This is a genomic window from Streptomyces sp. NPDC002306 (genome assembly GCF_053593435.1).
In genome coordinates this window covers 497,094-516,803 of the sequence record NZ_JBSFCK010000002.1, presented here as the reverse complement: position 1 = coordinate 516,803, position 19,710 = coordinate 497,094, and the positions used below count along the sequence as shown (strand labels likewise).

Genomic DNA, 19,710 nt, shown 5'->3' with positions numbered 1-19,710 from the left:
TCGATACATCAGCTCGGCATAAAGACCGTCACGGCCCGTCCGCGGCAGAGAGGAGGCGACGATGAGCCGGCGTTCCGGGATCCTCGAGTTCGCCGTACTCGGCCTGCTCCGCGAGTCCCCGATGCACGGCTATGAGCTGCGCAAACGACTCAACACGTCACTGGGTGTGTTCCGGGCGTTCAGCTACGGGACGCTTTACCCCTGCCTCAAGACGCTGGTCGCCAGCGGCTGGTTGATCGAGGAAACGGGAGACACTCCCGAGGACGCCCTCGCCGCTCCACTCGCGGGGCGTCGCGCCAAGATCGTCTACCGGTTGACGGCGGAAGGTAAAGAACACTTCGAGGACCTGCTCTCGCAGACGGGACCCGACGCGTACGAGGACGAACACTTCGCCGCTCGCTTCGCCTTCTTCGGGCAGACGTCACGCGATGTACGCATGCGCGTACTGGAGGGTCGCCGCAGCCGGCTGGAGGAGCGCCTGGAGAAGATGCGCGCCTCCCTGGCACGCACCCGCGAGCGCCTCGACGACTACACGCTTGAGCTTCAGCGCCACGGAATGGAGTCCGTGGAGCGCGAGGTGCGCTGGCTGAACGAGCTCATCGAGAGCGAGCGGGCCGGACGGGACCTGAAGGGTTCCGCCTCCGGTGGGCTCGCTCAGCACGACACCACATCTGGAGCGACGGGCGGCCTGCCCCGGCCGGGGGACGACCCCCGGCCGGATACGCCCGACGACACCGCCACGTGAGTCCCCTTCAGGGCCTCACTCGTACACACAGGGAGCAACCGGAATGGGTTCGGTTCGCGTAGCCATCGTCGGCGTGGGCAACTGCGCTGCATCGCTGGTGCAGGGCGTCGAGTACTACAAGGACGCCGACCCGGCGTCCAAGGTCCCGGGCCTGATGCACGTCCAGTTCGGCGAATACCACGTGGGTGACGTCGAGTTCGTCGCCGCCTTCGACGTCGACGCGAAGAAGGTCGGCCTCGACCTCTCCGACGCCATCGGCGCCAGCGAGAACAACACCATCAAGATCTGCGACGTCCCGAACAAGGGCGTCACGGTCCAGCGCGGGCACACCCTGGACGGTCTCGGTAAGTACTACCGCATGACCATCGAGGAGTCCGCCGAGGCGCCGGTCGACGTCGTCCAGATCCTCAAGGACAAGCAGGTCGACGTCCTCGTCTGCTACCTGCCCGTCGGTTCCGAGGACGCGGCGAAGTTCTACGCCCAGTGCGCCATCGACGCCAAGGTCGCCTTCGTCAACGCCCTCCCGGTCTTCATCGCCGGCACCAAGGAGTGGGCGGACAAGTTCACCGAGGCGGGCGTCCCGATCGTCGGCGACGACATCAAGTCGCAGGTCGGCGCCACCATCACGCACCGTGTGATGGCGAAGCTGTTCGAGGACCGCGGTGTCCGTCTCGAGCGCACCATGCAGCTCAACGTCGGCGGCAACATGGACTTCAAGAACATGCTGGAGCGCGACCGCCTCGAGTCGAAGAAGATCTCGAAGACGCAGGCCGTCACCTCGCAGATCCCCGACCGCGACATGGGCGAGAAGAACGTCCACATCGGCCCGTCGGACTACGTGGCCTGGCTGGACGACCGCAAGTGGGCCTACGTCCGCCTCGAGGGCCGTGCCTTCGGCGACGTTCCGCTGAACCTCGAGTACAAGCTCGAGGTCTGGGACTCGCCGAACTCCGCGGGTGTCATCATCGACGCCCTGCGCGCCGCGAAGATCGCCAAGGACCGCGGCATCGGCGGTCCGATCCTGTCGGCCTCCTCGTACTTCATGAAGTCCCCGCCGGTGCAGTACTTCGACGACGAGGCCTTCGCCAACGTCGAGAAGTTCATCAAGGGCGAGGTCGAGCGCTAGGCGCCAGCAAGACAGAGCGCGGTGCGTCGACCGGACGCCACAGCGCCGACACTGCTCCTGCCAGGGCGGTTGAGGGTCCCCGGGTCAATGACCCGGGGACCCTCCGCATATGTGAGGCTGTGCCCCATGTCCGTCGTCCGCGATCTGCGCGTTCTGCTGCGCTTCCAGGACTTCCGGCGCCTGCTGGGCGTGCGGCTGCTCTCCCAGGGCGCCGACGGCGTCTACCAGGTGGGGCTCGCCACCTACGTCGTCTTCTCGCCGGAGAAACAGACCTCGGCCGCCGCGATCGCCTCCGCGATGGCGGTACTGCTGCTGCCGTACTCGCTGGTGGGACCCTTCGCCGGTGTGCTCCTCGACCGCTGGCGCCGTCGTCAGGTCTTCCTCCACGGCAATCTGCTGCGTGCCCTGCTGGCGTCGGTGACGGCGGCCCTCATGATCGGCCACGCTCCGGACTGGCTCTTCTACGTCTCCGCCCTGTGCGTCACCGCCGTCAACCGCTTCGTCCTCGCGGGACTCTCCGCGGCACTGCCCCGGGTGGTCGACGCCGAGCGGCTGGTGATCGCCAACTCCCTCTCCCCGACCGCCGGAACGCTCGCCGCGACCGCGGGCGGCGGTCTCGCCTTCGCCGTCAGGCTGGTGGTGGCGGACGGCGACGCCGCCGTGGTGCTGCTGGGCGCCTCGCTGTATCTGTGCGCGGCTCTCGCCGCCCTGCGCATGGCACCGGAACTGCTGGGCCCCGACCGCGCGTCGGTACAGCCGCGGCTGGGAGCGGCGCTGAGCGGTACCGCGCGGGGGCTCGCGGCCGGGGTACGGCATCTCGCCGCGCCGGGCCGGAGGGAAGCCGTCTGGGCGCTGGTCTCGATGACGCTGATGCGGTTCTGCTACGGCGCCCTGACCGTCATGGTCCTGATGCTCTGCCGGTACGCCTGGTCATCCGGTTCGGACGAGGGTCTGGCACTGCTGGGAGTGGCCGTGGGCATCTCGGGAGCGGGATTCTTCGCGGCGGCGCTGGTGACACCGTCGGCGGTGGGACGGCTGGGGCCGGGACGCTGGATCGTCGTCTGTTCCGGAGCCGGCGCCGTCCTGGAGCTCGCGCTCGGCCTGCCCTTCGCCGAAGTCCCCCTGTTCGTCGCGGCATTCGTGCTGGGGCTGGTCACCCAGGGCGCGAAGATCGCGACCGACACGGTCGTGCAGTCCTCGGTCGAGGACGGCTTCCGCGGCCGGATCTTCTCCCTGTACGACGTCCTGTTCAACGTCGCCTTCGTCGGCGCCGCCGCGGTGGCCGCCGTGATGCTGCCGCCGGACGGCCGCTCCGCGGCGCTGGTGTGGTTCGTGGCCGCGCTCTACGGAGCGATTGCTCTGTCTATGGCCCGCTTTGAGCTCCGGTAAGTGTCACATCAGAGCCACAGACTGCTCTCGGGAAAGCAAAGTGGCCGAAGCGGCCCGGTAACTTACCTGGGTCTTACTTCGCGCCCAGCGCATCCATGTTCTAGGGGGACCCCCAACGTGACAACTCCGCCGCCGCCTCAGGGCCAGAACCCGTACGCCCAGACGCCTCCGCCGCCCGCGGGGCAGCAGCCCGTCCAGCCCGGGGTTCCGCCGCAGGGTGCGCCCTACGCACCGTTCCCCAACCAGGGCGGTCCGGTTCCTCCGCCGCCCGCTCCGGGCCGGAGCGCCGGCAAGAAGGTCATGCGGATCGTCGGTGTGATCGTCGTGGCCGTCATCATCGGCCTCATAAAGTTCGGCATCGGCTTCTGGGCGAGCGAGACCGACGCGGAGACCACCTCGGTGGGCTCCTGCATGCACAACGACGGAACGGACAGCAAGGCCGACCTCAACGAGGTCGACTGCTCCTCCAGCGACGCCCAGTACAAGGTCGTGGAGAAGTTCGACGGCACCAGTGACGACAGCAAGTGCGGCACCGTCGCGGACGCGACGATCTCCTACGTCCAGTCCGGCAACGGCCACGACGTCGTGCTCTGCCTGAACGAAGTCAAGTAAGACCTCGTCGACTCAAAGATCAGGGGCGGTGTTTCACGTGAAACACCGCCCCTGATCGCTACGAGGGCGGGGCCATGTTTCACGTGAAACATGGCCCCGCCCTCTGCGCTTTCAGCCTTGCTCGGCCCACCACTCCTTGAGCGCCGCCACCGCCGCGTCGTGCTCCATCGGCCCGTTCTCCAGCCGGAGCTCCAGGAGATGCTTGTACGCGCTGCCGACAGCCGGCCCCGGGCCGACGCCCAGGATCTCCATGATCTGGTTGCCGTCGAGGTCGGGCCGGATGGAGTCCAGCTCTTCCTTCTCCTTCAGCTGCCCGATGCGCTCCTCCAGACCGTCGTAGGCCCGAGAGAGAGCGGCCGCCCTGCGCTTGTTGCGCGTGGTGCAGTCCGACCGGGTCAGCTTGTGGAGCCGGTCGAGCAGGGGGCCGGCGTCACGGACGTAGCGCCGTACGGCCGAGTCCGTCCACTCGCCGGTGCCGTAGCCGTGGAAGCGCAGGTGGAGTTCGACCAACTGCGAAACGTCCTTCACCAGCTCATTGGAGTACTTGAGCGCCGTCATGCGCTTCTTGGTCATCTTCGCCCCGACCACTTCGTGGTGGTGGAAGGAGACCCGGCCGTCGCTCTCGAAGCGGCGGGTGCGCGGCTTGCCGATGTCGTGCAACAGCGCGGCCAGCCGGAGTGTGAGGTCGGGCCCGTTCTCCTCCAGCGCGATCGCCTGCTCCAGAACGATCAGGGTGTGCTCGTAGACGTCCTTGTGCCGGTGGTGCTCGTCGCTCTCCAGGCGCAGGGCGGGCAGCTCGGGCAGCACGTACTCGGCCAGTCCGGTGTCGACCAGCAGGCTCAGGCCCTTGCGCGGGTGCGTGGACAGGATCAGCTTGTTCAGCTCGTCCCGCACGCGCTCCGCGGAGACGATCTCGATACGTCCGGCCATCTCGCTCATCGCGGTGACGACCTCGGGGGCCACCTCGAAGTCGAGCTGGGCGGCGAACCGGGCGGCCCGCATCATCCGCAGCGGGTCGTCGGAGAACGAGTCCTCCGGCGTACCCGGGGTCCGCAGCACCCGGGCGGCGAGGTCCTCACGCCCGCCGTGCGGGTCGATGAACTCCTTCGCCGGCAGCGCCACGGCCATCGCGTTCACCGTGAAGTCGCGGCGGACGAGGTCCTCCTCGATGGAGTCGCCGTACGAGACCTCGGGCTTGCGCGAGGTGCGGTCGTACGCCTCGGACCGGTAGGTGGTCACCTCGATCTGGTAGCCGTCCTTCTGCGCCCCGACGGTGCCGAAGGCGATCCCGACCTCCCACAGAGCGTCCGCCCACGGCCGCACGATCTTCAGTACGTCCTCGGGCCGGGCGTCCGTCGTGAAGTCCAGGTCGTTGCCGAGCCGGCCCAGCAACGCGTCCCGGACCGAACCGCCCACCAGGGCGAGTGAGAACCCGGCCTCCTGGAAGCGGCGGGCGAGGTCGTCGGCGACAGGGGCGACTCGCAGCAGCTCACTGACCGCGTGGTGCTGCACCTGGCTCAGGGCACTGGAGGTGTCTTCGTTGGCGTTCGGCACCAGAAGAGGGTACGTGGCCCGGGCGGCCCGGAGCGCCCGCATTAAGCGACCTGGACATCCACTCCGATAGACCCACAAGGCTTGCCCTTGTGACATACATCGCCGCTCCTCTTTATATGAGCAGATAGCAGACGGACCACCGGCCGCGCACCGATCTTGTGGACCGGTCCGCGGCACTTCCCCTCAGCGCGCATCGTTACCATGCGTGGACGCACATTCCGACGACCACTGACGACGACGAGGGACGGGCGAGCGCGTGGCCGAGGCGGCAGACTTCCAGGGGACCAGTCCCTCACCTGCCCGCCGGTGGCTGCGGCGCACCGGGGCGCTGCTCGCCGGGGCGCCACTGCTGGCCGGTCTGGTCCAGCTGCCCGCCGCCTCGTCCGCCCAGGCCGCCGCACAGGACTCCGTACGGGCCGCCTCCGGCTCCCGGACGGTGTCCGTCTCCATCGACACCCTCACCCCGTCCGCGCCGACCGACGGGGACACCGTGACCGTCTCCGGCACCGTGACGAACAACGGCAAGCAGTCGATCAGTGACGCCCATGTCGGACTCCGGGTGGGATCGGTCCTGACCACGCGCTCGGCGATCGACGACGCCGCCGACCACGCCGACCGGGTCTCGAGCTCGGACGGCCCGGAGGTCGGCGCCGCGTACGTGGACGAGTTCGCCAAGCTCGCTCCGGGCGTCGCACAGCACTTCAGCATCTCCGTACCGGTCGACAAGCTGAATCTCGGTGCGGACGGGGTCTACCCGCTCGGCGTCTCGCTCTCCGGGCAGACGGCCGCGCAGCCGTGGGAACGGGAACTGGGCATCCAGCGGACGTTCCTGCCGTGGCAGCCGGGTGAGGCGGACACGAGGACGAAGACGACGGTCCTGTGGCCGCTCGTCTCGACCGTCCACATGACGGCGGAGACCGGTTCGAACGAACAGCAGACGCCGGTCTTCCTCAATGACGACCTGGCCGGGGAGATCTCCCCCGGTGGCCGGCTCGACCAGCTCCTGGCCCTGGGGAAGAACCTCGACGTCACGTGGGTGATCGACCCCGACCTGCTCGCCTCCGTCGACGCGATGACCCGCAGCTACCGGGTCCGTGGCGAGGGAGACACCACCACGGCGGGCACCCACCAGGCCGTGGCCAAGCAGTGGCTCGCGGAACTCCAGAAGGCCGTGGTGGACAGGGAGGTGGTCGCCCTGCCCTTCGCCGACCCGGACCTGGCCTCCCTCGCCCACAACGGCACGAGCGTCAGCGGCTCCCTCAGTCACCTCAAGGCGGCCTCCGATGTCGTCGCCAACACGGTGGAGCCGATCCTCCACGTGACGCCGAGCACGGAATTCGCCTGGCCCGTGGACGGCGCCGTCGACCCGTCGATCGTCAAGGTCGCCACCTCCGCGGGTGCCGACAAGGTGATCGCCCGCAGTGACAGCCTGAGGGAGACCGGGAACCTGTCCTACACGCCCTCGGCGGCCCGCCCGGTCGGCGGTGGCACCACGGCGGTGGTCGCGGACGCGCGCCTGTCCAGGGCCTTCCAGGGCGATCTGACGAAGGCCGCGGACTCCACGCTCGCCGTGCAGCAGTTCCTCGCCCAGAGCCTCACGCTCGGCCTCCAGACGGACAAGCAGCGCAGCGTCGTCGTGGCCCCGCAGCGCATGCCGACCGGGAGCCAGGCGCAGGCGATGGCCGCTGCGCTGAGTGCCCTCCAGAGCGGGAACTGGTCACAGGCGCAGGAGCTCACGGCGGCCGCCAAGGCCAAGCCGGACCCGGGCGCCACCACCAGGATCCCGTCGGCGTCGAAGTACCCCTCCTCCCTGCGCGGCAGGGAACTGCCGAGGTCCGCCTTCGAGCAGATCGCGAGCACACAGGACAAGCTCGACAACTTCCAGGTGATCCTGACCGACGAGTCCCGCGTCGTGACGCCGTTCGGGCGAGCCCTGAACCGCGAGATGTCGACGTCGTGGCGCGGCCGGTCCACCGAGGCGAGCACCTTCCGTCAGGGGGTCGAGGCCTATCTCGACACGCTGACCGGGCAGGTCAAGCTGATCGACAAGTCCGACACCAAGCTCTCCGGCCGCAGTGCCACGATCCCCGTGACCGTGCAGAACAACCTGGTGCAGGGCGTCGACCATCTGGTGCTGCGGCTCACCTCGACCAACCCGACCCGGCTCAAGATCGACGGGAACGTCTACTCCGAGCGGCCGATCGCGGTCTCCGGCGGCCACAGCCAGACGGTGAAGTTCGGCACGACCGCCAACGTCAACGGCCAGACCACGGTGATCGCCCAGCTGTACACGCAGGACGGCCAGGAGTACGGCACGGCCGTGACCTTCGACGTGAAGGTCACCGAGATCACAGCCACCGTGATGCTGGTCATCGGCGGCGGCGTCCTGCTCCTCGTCCTGGCCGGGTTCCGGATGTACACCCAGCGCAAGCGCGCGGCGGCCCGGGACGACCAGGAGAACGGCGAGAACGGCCCCGACGGGACCGGTGACGCGCTCGACGGCCCGAAGAGCCCCGAGGGCCCCGCTGGCCGTCTCGGGGACGCGTCCGGCACTCTGTCCGGAGCGGACGACCCGGAGCAGGCGAGTGACCCGACACCGGACACCGCAGCGGAAAGCGCCGACCCGTCCGGCACGGGTGAGAGAGTGGACCGTTGAGGATGTCGTGGCCGGTGGGCCCGGGACGATGAGGTGGGGTAACCATGAACGCGCCGTACGACGGTGACCGCGGCCAGGCCGCGGGCAGCTCGGGTCACCCCGAGGGCCCGCCGCCCGAGCACGGCCAGGTGCCGCCGCAGCACCCGGCGGACATGTACCTCCAGGACGCCTACGACCAGGATCCCTACCGGGCGCAGGACCTCTCCGCCCAGGACCCGGTCGCCGAGGCGCTCTACGACCGTGCGGCGCATCCGCCGCCGCCTCCGGGCACGTACCAGCCGCAGCAGCCGCTGTACGCCCAGCCGCCCCAGTCCCCGTACGCCCCCGACCCGCGCGTGTGGGCCCAGACCCCGGCGCCCGAGCCCGCGGGTCCGACCCAGTACATGCCGTTCGGCGAGGACCCGCGGACGACCCAGTTCGTGGGCGTCGACGACCTGGTCACCCAGGCCGGCGAGGAGCACCAGGAGCCGGACGCCTTCGCGCATCTCTTCCGGGACCAGCAGCAGGGCGCCGTACGCCCGTCGTGGGAGTCGGCCGCGGTGCCGGGTCCCGCGAGCGCTCACACGGCGGCCGCGGGTCCCGTGGGTCAGTACCAGGCGCCCCCGCGGCCTCCCGCGGCCGAGACTCCCGCGCCGGCTCCCGCTGTGAAGAAGGGCGGGCGCGCCTCGGGCCTGCTGAAGTCGAGCGCCATCATGGCCGCGGGCACGATGGTCTCGCGGCTCACCGGCTTCGTCCGCTCCGCGCTGATCGTCTCGGCCCTCGGCCTCGGCCTTCTCGGCGACTCCTTCCAGGTCGCCTACCAGCTCCCGACGATGATCTACATCCTCACCGTCGGCGGCGGCCTCAACTCCGTCTTCGTGCCGCAGCTCGTGCGGGCGATGAAGGAGGACGAGGACGGCGGCGAGGCCTTCGCCAACCGGCTGCTGACCCTCGTGATGGTGGCGCTCGGCCTGCTGACCGCGCTGGCGATGTTCGCCGCACCGCTCCTGGTGCGCATGCTGTCGGTCGGGGTCGCCAACGACCCGGCGGCCAACGAGGTCGCCGTCACCTTCACCCGCTACTTCCTGCCCTCGATCTTCTTCATGGGCGTCCACGTGGTGATGGGGCAGATCCTCAACGCGCGCGGCCGGTTCGGCGCGATGATGTGGACGCCGGTCCTGAACAACATCGTCATCATCGTGACGCTCGGCATGTTCATCTGGGTCTACGGCACCGCCGGCAGCTCGGGGATGACGGCCGGCAGCATCCCGCCGGAAGGCCAGCGGCTGCTCGGCATCGGCGTCCTGCTCGGCCTGGTCGTCCAGGCCCTCGCGATGATCCCCTACCTGCGCGAGACGGGTTTCCGGCCGCGGCTGCGCTTCGACTGGAAGGGCCACGGCCTCGGCAAGGCCGCGATGCTCGCCAAGTGGACCGTGCTGTTCGTCCTCGCCAACCAGGCGGGCGCCATGGTCGTGACCCAGCTGTCCACCGCCGCAGGCAAGGACTCGCGCGTCGAGGGCACCGGCTTCGCGGCCTACGCCAACGCCCAGCTGATCTGGGGCCTGCCGCAGGCCATCATCACCGTCTCCCTGATGGCCGCGCTGCTGCCGCGGATCTCCCGCTCGGCGGCCGAGGGGGACGGCGGCGCCGTCCGCGAAGACATCTCCCAGGGTCTGCGCACCACGGCCGTCGCGATCGTGCCCATCGCCTTCGGCTTCCTCGCCCTCGGCATCCCGATGTGCACGCTGATCTTCGGCTCCTCCGGCACCAGCGAAGCCACCAACATGGGCTTCATGCTCATGGCGTTCGGTCTCGGCCTGATCCCCTACTCCGTGCAGTACGTGGTGCTGCGTGCCTTCTACGCCTACGAGGACACCCGGACCCCCTTCTACAACACGGTGATCGTGGCGGCGGTCAACGCCGGCGTCTCGCTCCTGTGCTACTTCCTGGTCCCGGCACGGTGGGCGGTGGTGGGCATGGCGGCCGCGTACGGCGTCGCCTACGCCATCGGCGTCGGCGTCGCGTGGCGCCGACTGCGTAAGCGGCTGGGCGGCGACCTGGACGGCACGCGGGTGCTGCGTACGTACGCACGACTGTGCATCGCCTCGGTACCGGCCGCACTGCTGGCCGGCGCGGTCTGTTACGGCATCGGCCACTCGCTGGGCCAGGGGGTCGCAGGCTCCTTCGCGGCGCTGGTGGTCGGCGGCGCCGTCCTGCTCGGAATCTTCTACGTCGCCGCCCGCCGGATGCGCATCGAGGAGCTCAACTCCCTCGTCGGCATGGTGCGCGGGCGTCTGGGGCGCTGAGGCGGGGGTAGTCGCACAACCATCGTCCGCCTTCGTGTGTCGTGCATAGCGGCAGACTGTGGGCACAATTGGATTCGACGTCGTACGGCGCGTGATGGATGGGGAGGCAGGGACGACGGTGGCGGAACGGAGCACGGCTGCCGTCGACGTGGCAGACAACAGCGGCGACACGCCGCTGACCGCACAGGCGGACCAGTCCACGGCCGACGGGGTGGCCCAGAACCGGGAGCGGGACACGGACATCGACGAGGCACAGGGGAGTGGCGGGACGGAACGTCCTGGGAAAGTCTCAGCGCCCGAGCTGCACAGCGGCCACAAGCTCGCCAGACGTTATCGCCTCGAAGAGTGCGTCACCCGTCTGGACGGATTCAGCAGTTGGCGCGCGGTCGACGAGAAGCTCCGTCGCGCCGTAGGAGTTCACGTACTGCCGGCGGACCACGCGCGGGCGCGTTCCGTGCTGGCCGCGGCCCGCGCCTCGGCGCTGCTGGGCGATCCCCGGTTCGTCCAGGTACTGGACGCCGTGGAGGAGAACGACCTCGTCTACGTCGTCCACGAATGGCTGCCTGACGCCACCGAACTGACCACTCTGCTGTCCTCTGGACCGCTGGAGCCGCACGACGCCTACCAGATGGTCAGCCAGATCGCCTCCGCGATGGCCGCCGCCCATCGCGAGGGCCTCGCCCATCTGCGCCTCAACCCCAACGCGGTACTGCGCGCCTCCACCGGTCAGTGGCGCATCCGCGGTCTCGCCGTGAACGCCGCGCTGCGCGGCATCAGTTCCGAGTCCCCGCAGCGCACCGACACCGAAGCGATCGGCGCCCTGCTGTACGCGGCGCTCACCCAGCGCTGGCCGTACGAGAACGACGCCTACGGCCTCTCCGGCCTGCCCAAGGACGTCGGCCTCATCGCCCCCGACCAGGTGCGCGCCCACATCCACCGCGGACTGTCCGAGCTGGCCATGCGGGCGCTCGCCAACGACGGCGCCACGGCCTCGCGTCACGAAGCGCCGTGCACCACGCCCGAGGAGCTGGTGAAGGCGATCGGCGAGATGCCCCGCATCCGTCCGCCGGAGCCCGCCTTCACCGCACCGCCCGAGTACCAGCGCACGACGTACCAGCAGGGCACCTACGGACGGCCCTCACCCCGTGCCACGCAGCCCGTGGCGGCCCCGCCGCCGCCGTTGCAGAGCCGCACCGGCAAGGTGCTGAAGTGGGCCGTCTCGGCGCTCCTGATCGCCGCCCTGGGCCTCGGCAGCTGGCAGCTCGCGGACGCCCTGATGGACCAGGGCAACTCGTCCGACGACACCGACCAGACCCGGACGACGGACGACAACGACAAGAACAGCGAGCAGACCAAGCCGGTCAAGTCCCTCCGCATCCAGGACGCGGCGGAGTACTACCCGGACGGCAAGCCGCAGCACCCCAGCGACGCGAATCTCACCTACGACGGCAAGAGCTCCACCTACTGGCGGACCTACTCCTTCAACGGCGGGCCCGTGTTGGCGCCCTACAAGCAGGGCGTGGGCATCGTCTACGACCTCGGCTCCGCCCAGGAGGTGTCGGGCGCCTCGATAGGGCTGAACTACGACGGCGACCACACCTCGGTGTCCCTGTACGCCGCCGATTCCCTGTCGTCGTCCACGCCGCTCAGTTCCATGAAGCGGATCGCCGATGGCACGACCTCCGGCACGGAACTGAAGATCTCCACCAAGAAGGCCGTGAAGACCCGGTACGTTCTCGTCTGGCTGACCGCGGTGCCGTACTCAGGCAAGGACGAGTACAGCGGCTCCGGTTACAAGCAGGCCATCACCGACGTGAAGTTCACGGGCTGACGTCTCACCGGAGGGGGAGGGGGCCGATGGCGGAGGGCGCCGGATACGACGGGGTGAGCGACCAGGACCTGCTCGCCCGCCACGTCGAGGGTGACTCCGACGCCTTCGGCGAGCTCGTACGCCGCCACCGCGACCGACTCTGGGCGGTCGCCCTGCGTACGCTGGGCGACCGCGAGGAAGCCGCTGACGCCGTCCAGGACGCCCTCGTCTCCGCCTACCGGGCCGCGCATACCTTCCGCGGCCAGTCGGCCGTCACGACGTGGCTGCATCGCATCACCGTCAACGCGTGTCTGGACCGCGCCCGCAAGGCCGCCTCGCGCAAGACCTCGCCGGTCGACGACACCGAGCGCCTGGAACAACTGCTGGAGCCGCACGAGTCGGCCTCGGCCCCGGCCGAGCGCAACGATCTGCACCGCCAGCTCCTGGAGGCGCTCGGCACGCTCCCGCACGATCAGCGGGCCGCTCTCGTCCTGGTGGACATGCAGGGCTACCCCGTCGCCGAAGCCGCCCGCGTGCTCGACGTACCCACCGGGACGGTGAAGAGCCGCTGTGCCCGGGGCAGAGCCAGACTCCTGCCGCTGCTCACCCACCTACGGCCGGAGAGAGCCGGTCACAGCGGTCATCAGGGTGAAGGACGGAACCGTGCGCAGGGGACATCCGTCCCACCCGCAGCGGGACCGCACGACGCGGCTTCCCGTGATCCAGGATCAGGCGATTCAGCTGCTGTGAAGGGCGGAGGTGGGCGAGCGTGACATCCACGACGGACATGGCCGGACACCCGGACGTCGCGGAGATCTCCGACCTCACCGAGGGGCTCCTCCCACCGTCCCGTACCGCTGAAGTACGCCGGCATCTGGACGGATGTGAGCTCTGCGCCGACGTACGGGCGTCGCTGGAGGAGATCCGAGGGCTGCTCGGAACACTCCCCGGGGCACCCCGGATGCCTGCCGAGGTCGCGAGCCGCATCGACGCCGCCCTCGCCGCGGAGGCACTGCTCGACGCCACGGCACCGAATGCCGCAGGCGCCTCCGTCTCGCTGCCCGTCGCCCGTTCCACCGTCGGCGTGGACGGCAGCACACATGTTTCACGTGAAACATCAGCCACGGCGGACCGCCCCGCCGGACATGCCCGCACCCCTTCTACCGGTCCGGGACGCAAGAACGGCCGACGGCGTGCGCACCGCAAGGTCACCATCCTGGGGACGGCCTTCGCTGCCGCTGCCCTGGGACTGGGTGCGGTGCTGCTGTCCTCGCTGTGGAACGACAGCACGCCGGGGAATTCGGCGGGGGGACACCAGACCGCCACCGTCGACACCTTCTCCGAAGGGACTCTCGAGCGACGGGTCGCGACACTCCTCCTGACCCAGAACTCCACCGGCACCCGCAACCCGCACGGCCTGGGCGTGACGTCCAATCCGCCCACCAGCGGGCCCAAGGTCTTGAGAGTGCCTACCGTCCCGTCCTGTGTCCAGGAAGGCATCGGCCGCGACGACGCGGCGCTCGCGACCGAGGAAGGCGTCTACCAGGGGACTGAGGCACTCCTCGTCGTGCTCTCCAACCCCTCGGACACCGATCGGGTCACCGTCTACATCGTGGACGCGACCTGTGTGAGCCACCCCTCGTCCGCCACGGCCGAGGTGCTTCTCACGCACTCCTACGCGCGTCCCTGACCGCGTAGGAGGCGCTCGACGCGTCCCCTGCCACCGACCGGAAATCCGCCGCGGAGTCGCCTCTCCGTGTGCGCGGACACAGCGGGAATGCGCGCCCCTTAGGATCCGTTGGGTGGGGTGAGAGTTCTGACAGGGGCTCCACCGGTCGTACGACGCAGTCCAGAGACGAGGAATCTAGCCGTGAGTGACGTCCGAAACGTGATCATCATCGGCTCCGGGCCCGCCGGCTACACGGCGGCGCTCTACACCGCGCGCGCGTCGCTGAAGCCGCTGGTGTTCGAGGGCGCCGTCACCGCGGGCGGCGCGCTGATGAACACCACCGAAGTGGAGAACTTCCCGGGCTTCCGCGACGGCATCATGGGCCCCGAGCTCATGGACAACATGCGTGCCCAGGCCGAGCGCTTCGGGGCCGAGCTCATCCCGGACGACGTCGTCTCCGTCGACCTGACCGGTGAGATCAAGACGGTCACGGACACCTCGGGCACGGTCCACAAGGCGAAGGCCGTCATCGTCACCACCGGCTCGCAGCACCGCAAGCTCGGTCTGCCCAACGAGGACGCCCTCTCCGGCCGAGGCGTCTCCTGGTGTGCCACCTGTGACGGCTTCTTCTTCAGGGACCAGGACATCGCCGTGATCGGCGGCGGCGACACCGCGATGGAGGAGGCGACCTTCCTCTCCCGCTTCGCCAAGTCCGTGACGATCGTCCACCGCCGGGACACCCTGCGCGCCTCCAAGGCGATGCAGGAGCGTGCCTTCGCCGACCCGAAGATCAAGTTCGTCTGGGACAGCGAGGTCGCCGAGATCCAGGGCGACCCGAAGCTGGCCGGTCTGAAGCTGCGCAACCTCAAGACCGGCGAGCTCTCCGACCTGGCGGTCACCGGCCTGTTCATCGCGATCGGCCACGACCCCCGCACGGAGCTGTTCAAGGGCCAGCTCGACCTGGACGACGAGGGCTACCTCAAGGTCGCCGCGCCGTCCACGCGGACGAACGTGACCGGTGTCTTCGCCGCCGGTGACGTGGTCGACCACACCTACCGTCAGGCGATCACCGCGGCGGGCACCGGTTGCTCCTCCGCCCTCGACGCCGAGCGCTTCCTCGCCGCCCTCGCGGACGAGGAGCAGGCCGAGCCCGAGAAGACCTCTGTCTGATCCCCCATCCGCCCCACGCACAACCAGTAAGGAGCCCGCTGTGGCCGGCACCCTCAAGAACGTGACCGACGCATCCTTCGAGCAGGACGTCCTCAAGAGCGACAAGCCCGTACTGGTGGACTTCTGGGCCGCCTGGTGCGGTCCGTGCCGCCAGATCGCGCCCTCGCTCGAGGCGATCGCCGCCGAGTACGGCGAGAAGATCGAGGTCGTCAAGCTCAACATCGACGAGAACCCGGGTACGGCCGCCAAGTACGGTGTCATGTCGATCCCGACCCTGAACGTGTACCAGAACGGCGAGGTCGCCAAGACCATCGTCGGCGCGAAGCCGAAGGCCGCGATCGTCCGCGACCTCGAGGACTTCATCGCCGAGTGACGTTCCTGAGCCGTCTGATCAGCGGCGCATGTTTCACGTGAAACACGAATGGGCCAACCCGGATGGGTTGGCCCATTCGCATGCCAGTCGTGGATCACAGGGGCCGCAACGCCGGCTCCTTCTGCACGGCCCCCAGCAGCCGGTCCAGTGCCATCTCGACGTCCTCTTTCCAGGAGAGCGTCGTCCGCAGCTCCAGGCGCATACGCGGGTACGCGGGATGCGGCCTGACCGTCTTGAAGCCCACGGCCAGCAGATGGTCGGCGGGAAGCACGCAGGCGGGTTCTTTCCAGTGGGCGTCACCGAAGGCCTCGATCGCCCTGAAATTCCGTCGCAGCAGATCCTTGGCGACGGTCTGCACCATCACCCGGCCCAGCCCCTGCCCCTGGTAGCCCGGCATGATGAAAGAGGTCATCAGCTGCACCGCGTCCGGTGAGACAGGACTCGTGGGAAAGGCCGTGGAACGAGGTACATAGGCCGGAGGCGCGTACAGCACGAAGCCCACCGGTACGTCATCGACGTAGGCGACCCGGCCGCATGATCCCCAGTCCAGGAGGACCGCGGAGATCCAGCCTTCCTTCTCCAGGCCGGCGGTGCCTTCCCTTACCGCGGCCTGACCGCTGACGGGATCCAGCTCCCAGAAGACACACGAACGACAGCGCCTGGGAAGGTCCTGAAGGTTGTCCAGCGTGAGCGGTACGAGCCGACGCCCCATGGAGGCTGTTCCTCGCTTCCTTCGCCCGCGGCGTCGCGGGCGGCTGTCAGAGCGCTCCGTTCCCTGAGCAGGCTGCCGACGAACCCGCCGACCGCGCCCAGCCCGAGTCCAGCGCTCACCAGTCCGGTCCGGCTCATCGATCGCATGGCCCCCGCCCTCCCACTTGAGGTGCTGCCAGGTGGATGCGCCATTCCCCTCGCATCGTATCCACGATGCGATTCCATCGATACCGCCAGAAAGCAAAGAGCAGGCCGTGTTCCGGCATACACCGGACACAGCCTGCTCTGTCGACCGGCCGAGGGCAACCACCCTGTCGGTCCGGGGAGCTCAGTCCTCCGAGTCCTCGGGTTCGCTGTCCTGGAGACCCTTCTGCAGGACCGGACCCTCGCCGGGGGCGAGTGATCCCAGGATCCGCTCGAGGTCCTCCATGGAGGCGAACTCGACGGTGATCTTGCCCTTCTTCTGTCCCAGGTCGACCTTCACCCGTGTCTCGAAGCGGTCCGAGAGACGGCCCGCGAGGTCGGTGAGAGCGGGAGACACCCGCGCCCCCGCGCGCGGGCCCTTGGAGCGCTGCGCCGTCTGCGGACGGGACCCCATGAGGGTCACGATCTCCTCCACGGCCCGCACCGAGAGGCCCTCAGCCACGATCCGGTGAGCGAGACGGTCCTGCTCCTCCGAGTCGTCGACAGAGAGCAGCGCCCGAGCGTGTCCCGCGGAGAGCACCCCGGCGGCCACCCGACGCTGAACGGCCGGCGAAAGCTTCAGCAGACGCAGGGTGTTGGAGACCTGCGGACGGGACCGCCCGATGCGGTCGGCCAGTTGGTCGTGGGTGCAGTTGAAGTCCTTGAGCAACTGGTCGTAGGCGGCTGCCTCTTCCAGCGGGTTCAGCTGTGCCCGGTGCAGGTTCTCCAGGAGGGCGTCCAGGAGGAGCTTCTCGTCGTCCGTGGCCCGCACGATCGCGGGGATCGCCTCAAGGCCCGCCTCACGGCATGCCCGCCAGCGCCGCTCACCCATGATGAGCTCATAGCGAGCGGGACCCACCTGCCGGACGATGACCGGCTGGAGGAGGCCGACCTCCTGGATGGAGGTGATCAGCTCCTGGAGGGCGTCCTCGTCGAACACCTCACGCGGCTGCCGGGGGTTCGGCGTGATGGAGTCGAGCGGGAGCTCGGCGAAGTGAGCGCCCATGGGAGACGCGGGGGTCTCCGCGGTGCCGCTCGGCGGCAGCTCCTCGGTTTCACGTGAAACGGGCGGCAGAGTCGCCACCTTGGCCGCGGCCACCCCGCGGTCCGTGGTCAACGTCGGGACCCCCGAGGGAGCCGGAACAACCGTGCTTCCCAGAGCGGCCGGGGTCGGCGTCTTCTCTGTCGGTGCAGCAGGGATCAAGGCGCCGAGCCCACGGCCCAACCCCCTCCGTCGCTCACTCACTGGATCCCCTCCACCATGCTCGGGTCGCTCTGGGCGCCGATGTGGGCTTGTGTCGCGTCGTAGCTGACGCCGACACCCTTCAGCGCGAGTTCTCGTGCCGCCTCAAGATAGGAGAGGGCACCGCTCGATCCTGGATCGTATGTCAGTACCGTCTGCCCGTAGCTCGGCGCCTCGGAGATACGGACCGAGCGAGGAATGCTCGTCCGCAGCACCTCGTCACCGAAGTGAGTGCGCACCTCGTCCGCGACCTGGGACGCCAGACGCGTCCGGCCGTCGTACATGGTGAGCAGGATGGTCGACACATGCAGGGCGGGGTTGAGGTGCCCCCGCACCAGGTCGACGTTGCGCAGCAGCTGCCCCAGACCTTCCAGTGCGTAGTACTCGCACTGGATCGGGATGAGGACTTCTTCACCCGCGACCATCGCGTTGACCGTCAGCAGGCCGAGCGAGGGCGGGCAGTCGATGAGGATGTAGTCCAGCGGCTGCTCGTACGCCTGGATCGCCCGCTGCAACCGGCTCTCTCGTGCCACGAGAGACACGAGCTCGATCTCCGCACCGGCGAGATCGATCGTGGCGGGGGCGCAGAAGAGACCCTCGACATCAGGAACGGGCTGGACGACCTCCGCAAGCGGCCTGCTGTCGACCAGGACGTCGTAGATGGACGGGACCTCGGCATGATGGTCGATCCCCAGCGCGGTGGACGCGTTGCCCTGCGGGTCGAGGTCGATCACGAGCACCCTGGCCCCGTGCAGGGCCAGGGAGGCGGCAAGGTTGACGGTGGTCGTCGTCTTGCCCACACCGCCCTTCTGGTTGGCCACCACCATGACGCGGGTCTGGTGGGGCCGTGGCAGACCTTCGCCGGCGCGGCCTAGCGCCTCCATTGCCAATTGGGCAGCACGACCGATCGGTGTGTCGTCCATGGGGGGCGGTGTTTCACGTGAAACATCCTCCCCCATCGACTCGGTACGGGGACCGGGGACCGGATCGGTCATCGGTCCCGCGATGTTGGCGTCGGACCGCAAGGATTCACTCTCCTCGACTTCAGGCTCGCTATGAACAGAGCCTCCCATGCCTCCGGGGTCGTGAACCAGTGAGCCCTGGGGTTGTGTGGAGAAAACCACCTCTGTGGACAACTCCGTGCCCCCTCTGGGGGACACCTCGGCCATCACAGCAGGGGTCTCCCCGAGAGATCCGAGAGGCTTACGGTCGCGGGGTTCGGCCGCAGCGCGGCCACGGCTGATGATTCCATGCAGCAGGGAGCGACGTTTCACGTGAAACACGATGCACAGCGGTTGTGGCCGGACCTTCGCGACACTCCGGGGTGCGTAGGCGGGGAAGCTTGTGTGGAGTACGTCTCACTGTCAGGACTGATCAGAGATAGCCATCACAGGCACCTCTTCACCGTCAGCGCCGACGACGGGTTCGTCCTGTTCGCGCCGCCTTCGCCCGCTTCGCGGCGAACCGCACGCCTCCGGGGCTCTCGCCGACCTCGACCCGGACCACCGTGGACAACGGGTCCACGACGCCCTCACCCACATGCAGGATGGACGTCTCGACCGCACCGAGCTTGCTCAGTGCGGTGGCCGCGCTCTTCAGCTCCTCCTCCGCGGTGTCGCCCTTGAGTGCGAGCATCTCCCCGTACGGACGCAGCAGCGGGATGCCCCAGGCGGCCAGCCGGTCCAGGGGAGCCACGGCTCGGGCCGTCACCACATGGACCGGCTGCAGCGTGCCCATGACTTCCTCCGCGCGACCGCGGACGACGGTCACGTGATCGAGCCCCAGGAGCTCGACGACCTCGGACAAGAAGTTCGTGCGCCGCAGCAGGGGCTCCAGCAGGGTGATCTTCAGGTCCTCACGGACCAGCGCCAGCGGGATACCCGGCAGGCCCGCGCCTGAGCCGACGTCGCACACCGTCACCCCCTCGGGCACGACCTCGGACAGCACCGCGCAGTTCAGCAGGTGCCTCTCCCACAGGCGGGGTACCTCTCGTGGGCCGATGAGCCCGCGCTGCACTCCTGCCTCGGCCAGGAGCTCGGCGTACCGGACCGCATCGTCGAAGCGACCACCGAATACGTCACGCGCCTGTTCGGGCGCAGGGGGGAGCTCCGCTGCCTCCGTCACGGGGACCGTCCTTCCGTACCGCATCGGCGCTGCGAGCGCCGACCACCAGAACTACCAGGC

The 19,710-nt window shown here is 69.0% G+C and carries 16 protein-coding genes; 11 read left to right on the top strand and 5 right to left on the bottom strand.

Annotated elements, in window-relative coordinates; genetic code table 11:
- Nucleotides 1–61: 61 nt before the first annotated feature.
- The 4 genes from ACWCQK_RS06680 to ACWCQK_RS06665 all read left to right on the top strand — a co-directional run bounded on the left by ACWCQK_RS06680 (nucleotide 62) and on the right by ACWCQK_RS06665 (nucleotide 3,872).
- Nucleotides 62–745: a PadR family transcriptional regulator gene (locus ACWCQK_RS06680; protein WP_451152604.1), complete on the top strand. Its 684-nt coding sequence runs from the start codon at nucleotides 62–64 to the stop codon at nucleotides 743–745.
- A gap of 43 nt (nucleotides 746–788) precedes the next feature.
- Entirely contained in the window at nucleotides 789–1,871 is a 1,083-nt protein-coding gene (locus ACWCQK_RS06675; RefSeq protein WP_451152602.1) for an inositol-3-phosphate synthase, read from the top strand.
- Nucleotides 1,872–1,997: 126 nt separating this feature from the next.
- Nucleotides 1,998–3,260, top strand: coding sequence for an MFS transporter (locus tag ACWCQK_RS06670; RefSeq protein ID WP_451152600.1), 1,263 nt, complete (start codon nucleotides 1,998–2,000; stop codon nucleotides 3,258–3,260).
- 117 nt (nucleotides 3,261–3,377) lie between these two features.
- Nucleotides 3,378–3,872, top strand: a complete 495-nt coding sequence (locus ACWCQK_RS06665; protein WP_451152598.1) for an LppU/SCO3897 family protein — start codon at nucleotides 3,378–3,380, stop codon at nucleotides 3,870–3,872.
- A 111-nt stretch (nucleotides 3,873–3,983) separates the two neighbouring features.
- Here the strand turns inward: ACWCQK_RS06665 and ACWCQK_RS06660 are convergent, their stop codons facing one another.
- Nucleotides 3,984–5,426, bottom strand: a complete 1,443-nt coding sequence (locus tag ACWCQK_RS06660; protein ID WP_451152596.1) for a CCA tRNA nucleotidyltransferase — start codon at nucleotides 5,424–5,426, stop codon at nucleotides 3,984–3,986.
- Between the two features lie 256 nt (nucleotides 5,427–5,682).
- Here ACWCQK_RS06660 and ACWCQK_RS06655 point away from each other — a divergent pair, with 256 nt between their 5' ends.
- From ACWCQK_RS06655 to trxA, 7 genes are all read left to right on the top strand, one after another.
- Nucleotides 5,683–8,082: a DUF6049 family protein gene (locus tag ACWCQK_RS06655; RefSeq protein ID WP_451152594.1), complete on the top strand. Its 2,400-nt coding sequence runs from the start codon at nucleotides 5,683–5,685 to the stop codon at nucleotides 8,080–8,082.
- Nucleotides 8,083–8,126: 44 nt separating this feature from the next.
- Entirely contained in the window at nucleotides 8,127–10,367 is a 2,241-nt protein-coding gene (gene murJ / locus ACWCQK_RS06650; RefSeq protein WP_451152592.1) for a murein biosynthesis integral membrane protein MurJ, read from the top strand.
- Nucleotides 10,368–10,485: 118 nt separating this feature from the next.
- Nucleotides 10,486–12,198, top strand: a complete 1,713-nt coding sequence (locus tag ACWCQK_RS06645) for a protein kinase family protein (RefSeq protein ID WP_451152590.1) — start codon at nucleotides 10,486–10,488, stop codon at nucleotides 12,196–12,198.
- A gap of 26 nt (nucleotides 12,199–12,224) precedes the next feature.
- Nucleotides 12,225–12,950 carry an RNA polymerase sigma factor SigM gene (sigM, locus tag ACWCQK_RS06640; protein WP_451152588.1) on the top strand — a complete coding sequence of 242 codons (726 nt, stop codon included), beginning with the start codon at nucleotides 12,225–12,227 and terminating at the stop codon, nucleotides 12,948–12,950.
- Nucleotides 12,947–13,867, top strand: coding sequence for an anti-sigma factor family protein (locus ACWCQK_RS06635; protein ID WP_451152586.1), 921 nt, complete (start codon nucleotides 12,947–12,949; stop codon nucleotides 13,865–13,867). Before sigM ends, ACWCQK_RS06635 begins: the two co-directional genes overlap by 4 nt.
- Nucleotides 13,868–14,047: 180 nt before the next feature.
- Nucleotides 14,048–15,016 (top strand): thioredoxin-disulfide reductase, encoded by a 969-nt coding sequence (trxB, locus tag ACWCQK_RS06630; RefSeq protein ID WP_451152584.1) that lies wholly within the window; start codon nucleotides 14,048–14,050, stop codon nucleotides 15,014–15,016.
- A 40-nt stretch (nucleotides 15,017–15,056) separates the two neighbouring features.
- The gene (trxA, locus tag ACWCQK_RS06625) at nucleotides 15,057–15,389 is read left to right on the top strand and encodes a thioredoxin (RefSeq protein WP_451152582.1); all 333 of its coding nucleotides are present in this window, start codon (nucleotides 15,057–15,059) and stop codon (nucleotides 15,387–15,389) included.
- 94 nt (nucleotides 15,390–15,483) lie between these two features.
- Here trxA and ACWCQK_RS06620 read toward each other — a convergent pair whose 3' ends face one another.
- The 4 genes from ACWCQK_RS06620 to rsmG all read right to left on the bottom strand — a co-directional run bounded on the left by ACWCQK_RS06620 (nucleotide 15,484) and on the right by rsmG (nucleotide 19,650).
- Entirely contained in the window at nucleotides 15,484–16,101 is a 618-nt protein-coding gene (locus tag ACWCQK_RS06620) for a GNAT family N-acetyltransferase (protein WP_451152580.1), read from the bottom strand.
- Nucleotides 16,102–16,428: 327 nt separating this feature from the next.
- Nucleotides 16,429–17,529: a ParB/RepB/Spo0J family partition protein gene (locus ACWCQK_RS06615; RefSeq protein ID WP_451152578.1), complete on the bottom strand. Its 1,101-nt coding sequence runs from the start codon at nucleotides 17,527–17,529 to the stop codon at nucleotides 16,429–16,431.
- Nucleotides 17,526–18,599 (bottom strand): ParA family protein, encoded by a 1,074-nt coding sequence (locus tag ACWCQK_RS06610; protein WP_451152979.1) that lies wholly within the window; start codon nucleotides 18,597–18,599, stop codon nucleotides 17,526–17,528. The genes ACWCQK_RS06615 and ACWCQK_RS06610 overlap by 4 nt, the downstream gene beginning before the upstream one ends.
- A 334-nt stretch (nucleotides 18,600–18,933) precedes the next feature.
- Nucleotides 18,934–19,650 carry a 16S rRNA (guanine(527)-N(7))-methyltransferase RsmG gene (gene rsmG / locus ACWCQK_RS06605; protein WP_451152576.1) on the bottom strand — a complete coding sequence of 239 codons (717 nt, stop codon included), beginning with the start codon at nucleotides 19,648–19,650 and terminating at the stop codon, nucleotides 18,934–18,936.
- Nucleotides 19,651–19,710 lie beyond the last annotated feature (60 nt).

Excerpts from the sequence above, each read along its gene's own strand:
- ACWCQK_RS06680 (WP_451152604.1), top strand. The coding sequence starts at position 62 with ATGAGCCGGCGTTCCGGGATCCTCGAGTTCGCCGTACTCGGCCTGCTC.
- ACWCQK_RS06675 (WP_451152602.1), top strand. The coding sequence starts at position 789 with ATGGGTTCGGTTCGCGTAGCCATCGTCGGCGTGGGCAACTGCGCTGCA.
- ACWCQK_RS06670 (WP_451152600.1), top strand. The coding sequence starts at position 1,998 with ATGTCCGTCGTCCGCGATCTGCGCGTTCTGCTGCGCTTCCAGGACTTC.
- murJ (WP_451152592.1), top strand. The coding sequence starts at position 8,127 with ATGAACGCGCCGTACGACGGTGACCGCGGCCAGGCCGCGGGCAGCTCG.
- sigM (WP_451152588.1), top strand. The coding sequence starts at position 12,225 with ATGGCGGAGGGCGCCGGATACGACGGGGTGAGCGACCAGGACCTGCTC.
- ACWCQK_RS06620 (WP_451152580.1), bottom strand. The coding sequence starts at position 16,101 with ATGGGGCGTCGGCTCGTACCGCTCACGCTGGACAACCTTCAGGACCTT.
- ACWCQK_RS06610 (WP_451152979.1), bottom strand. The coding sequence starts at position 18,599 with ATGGGAGGCTCTGTTCATAGCGAGCCTGAAGTCGAGGAGAGTGAATCC.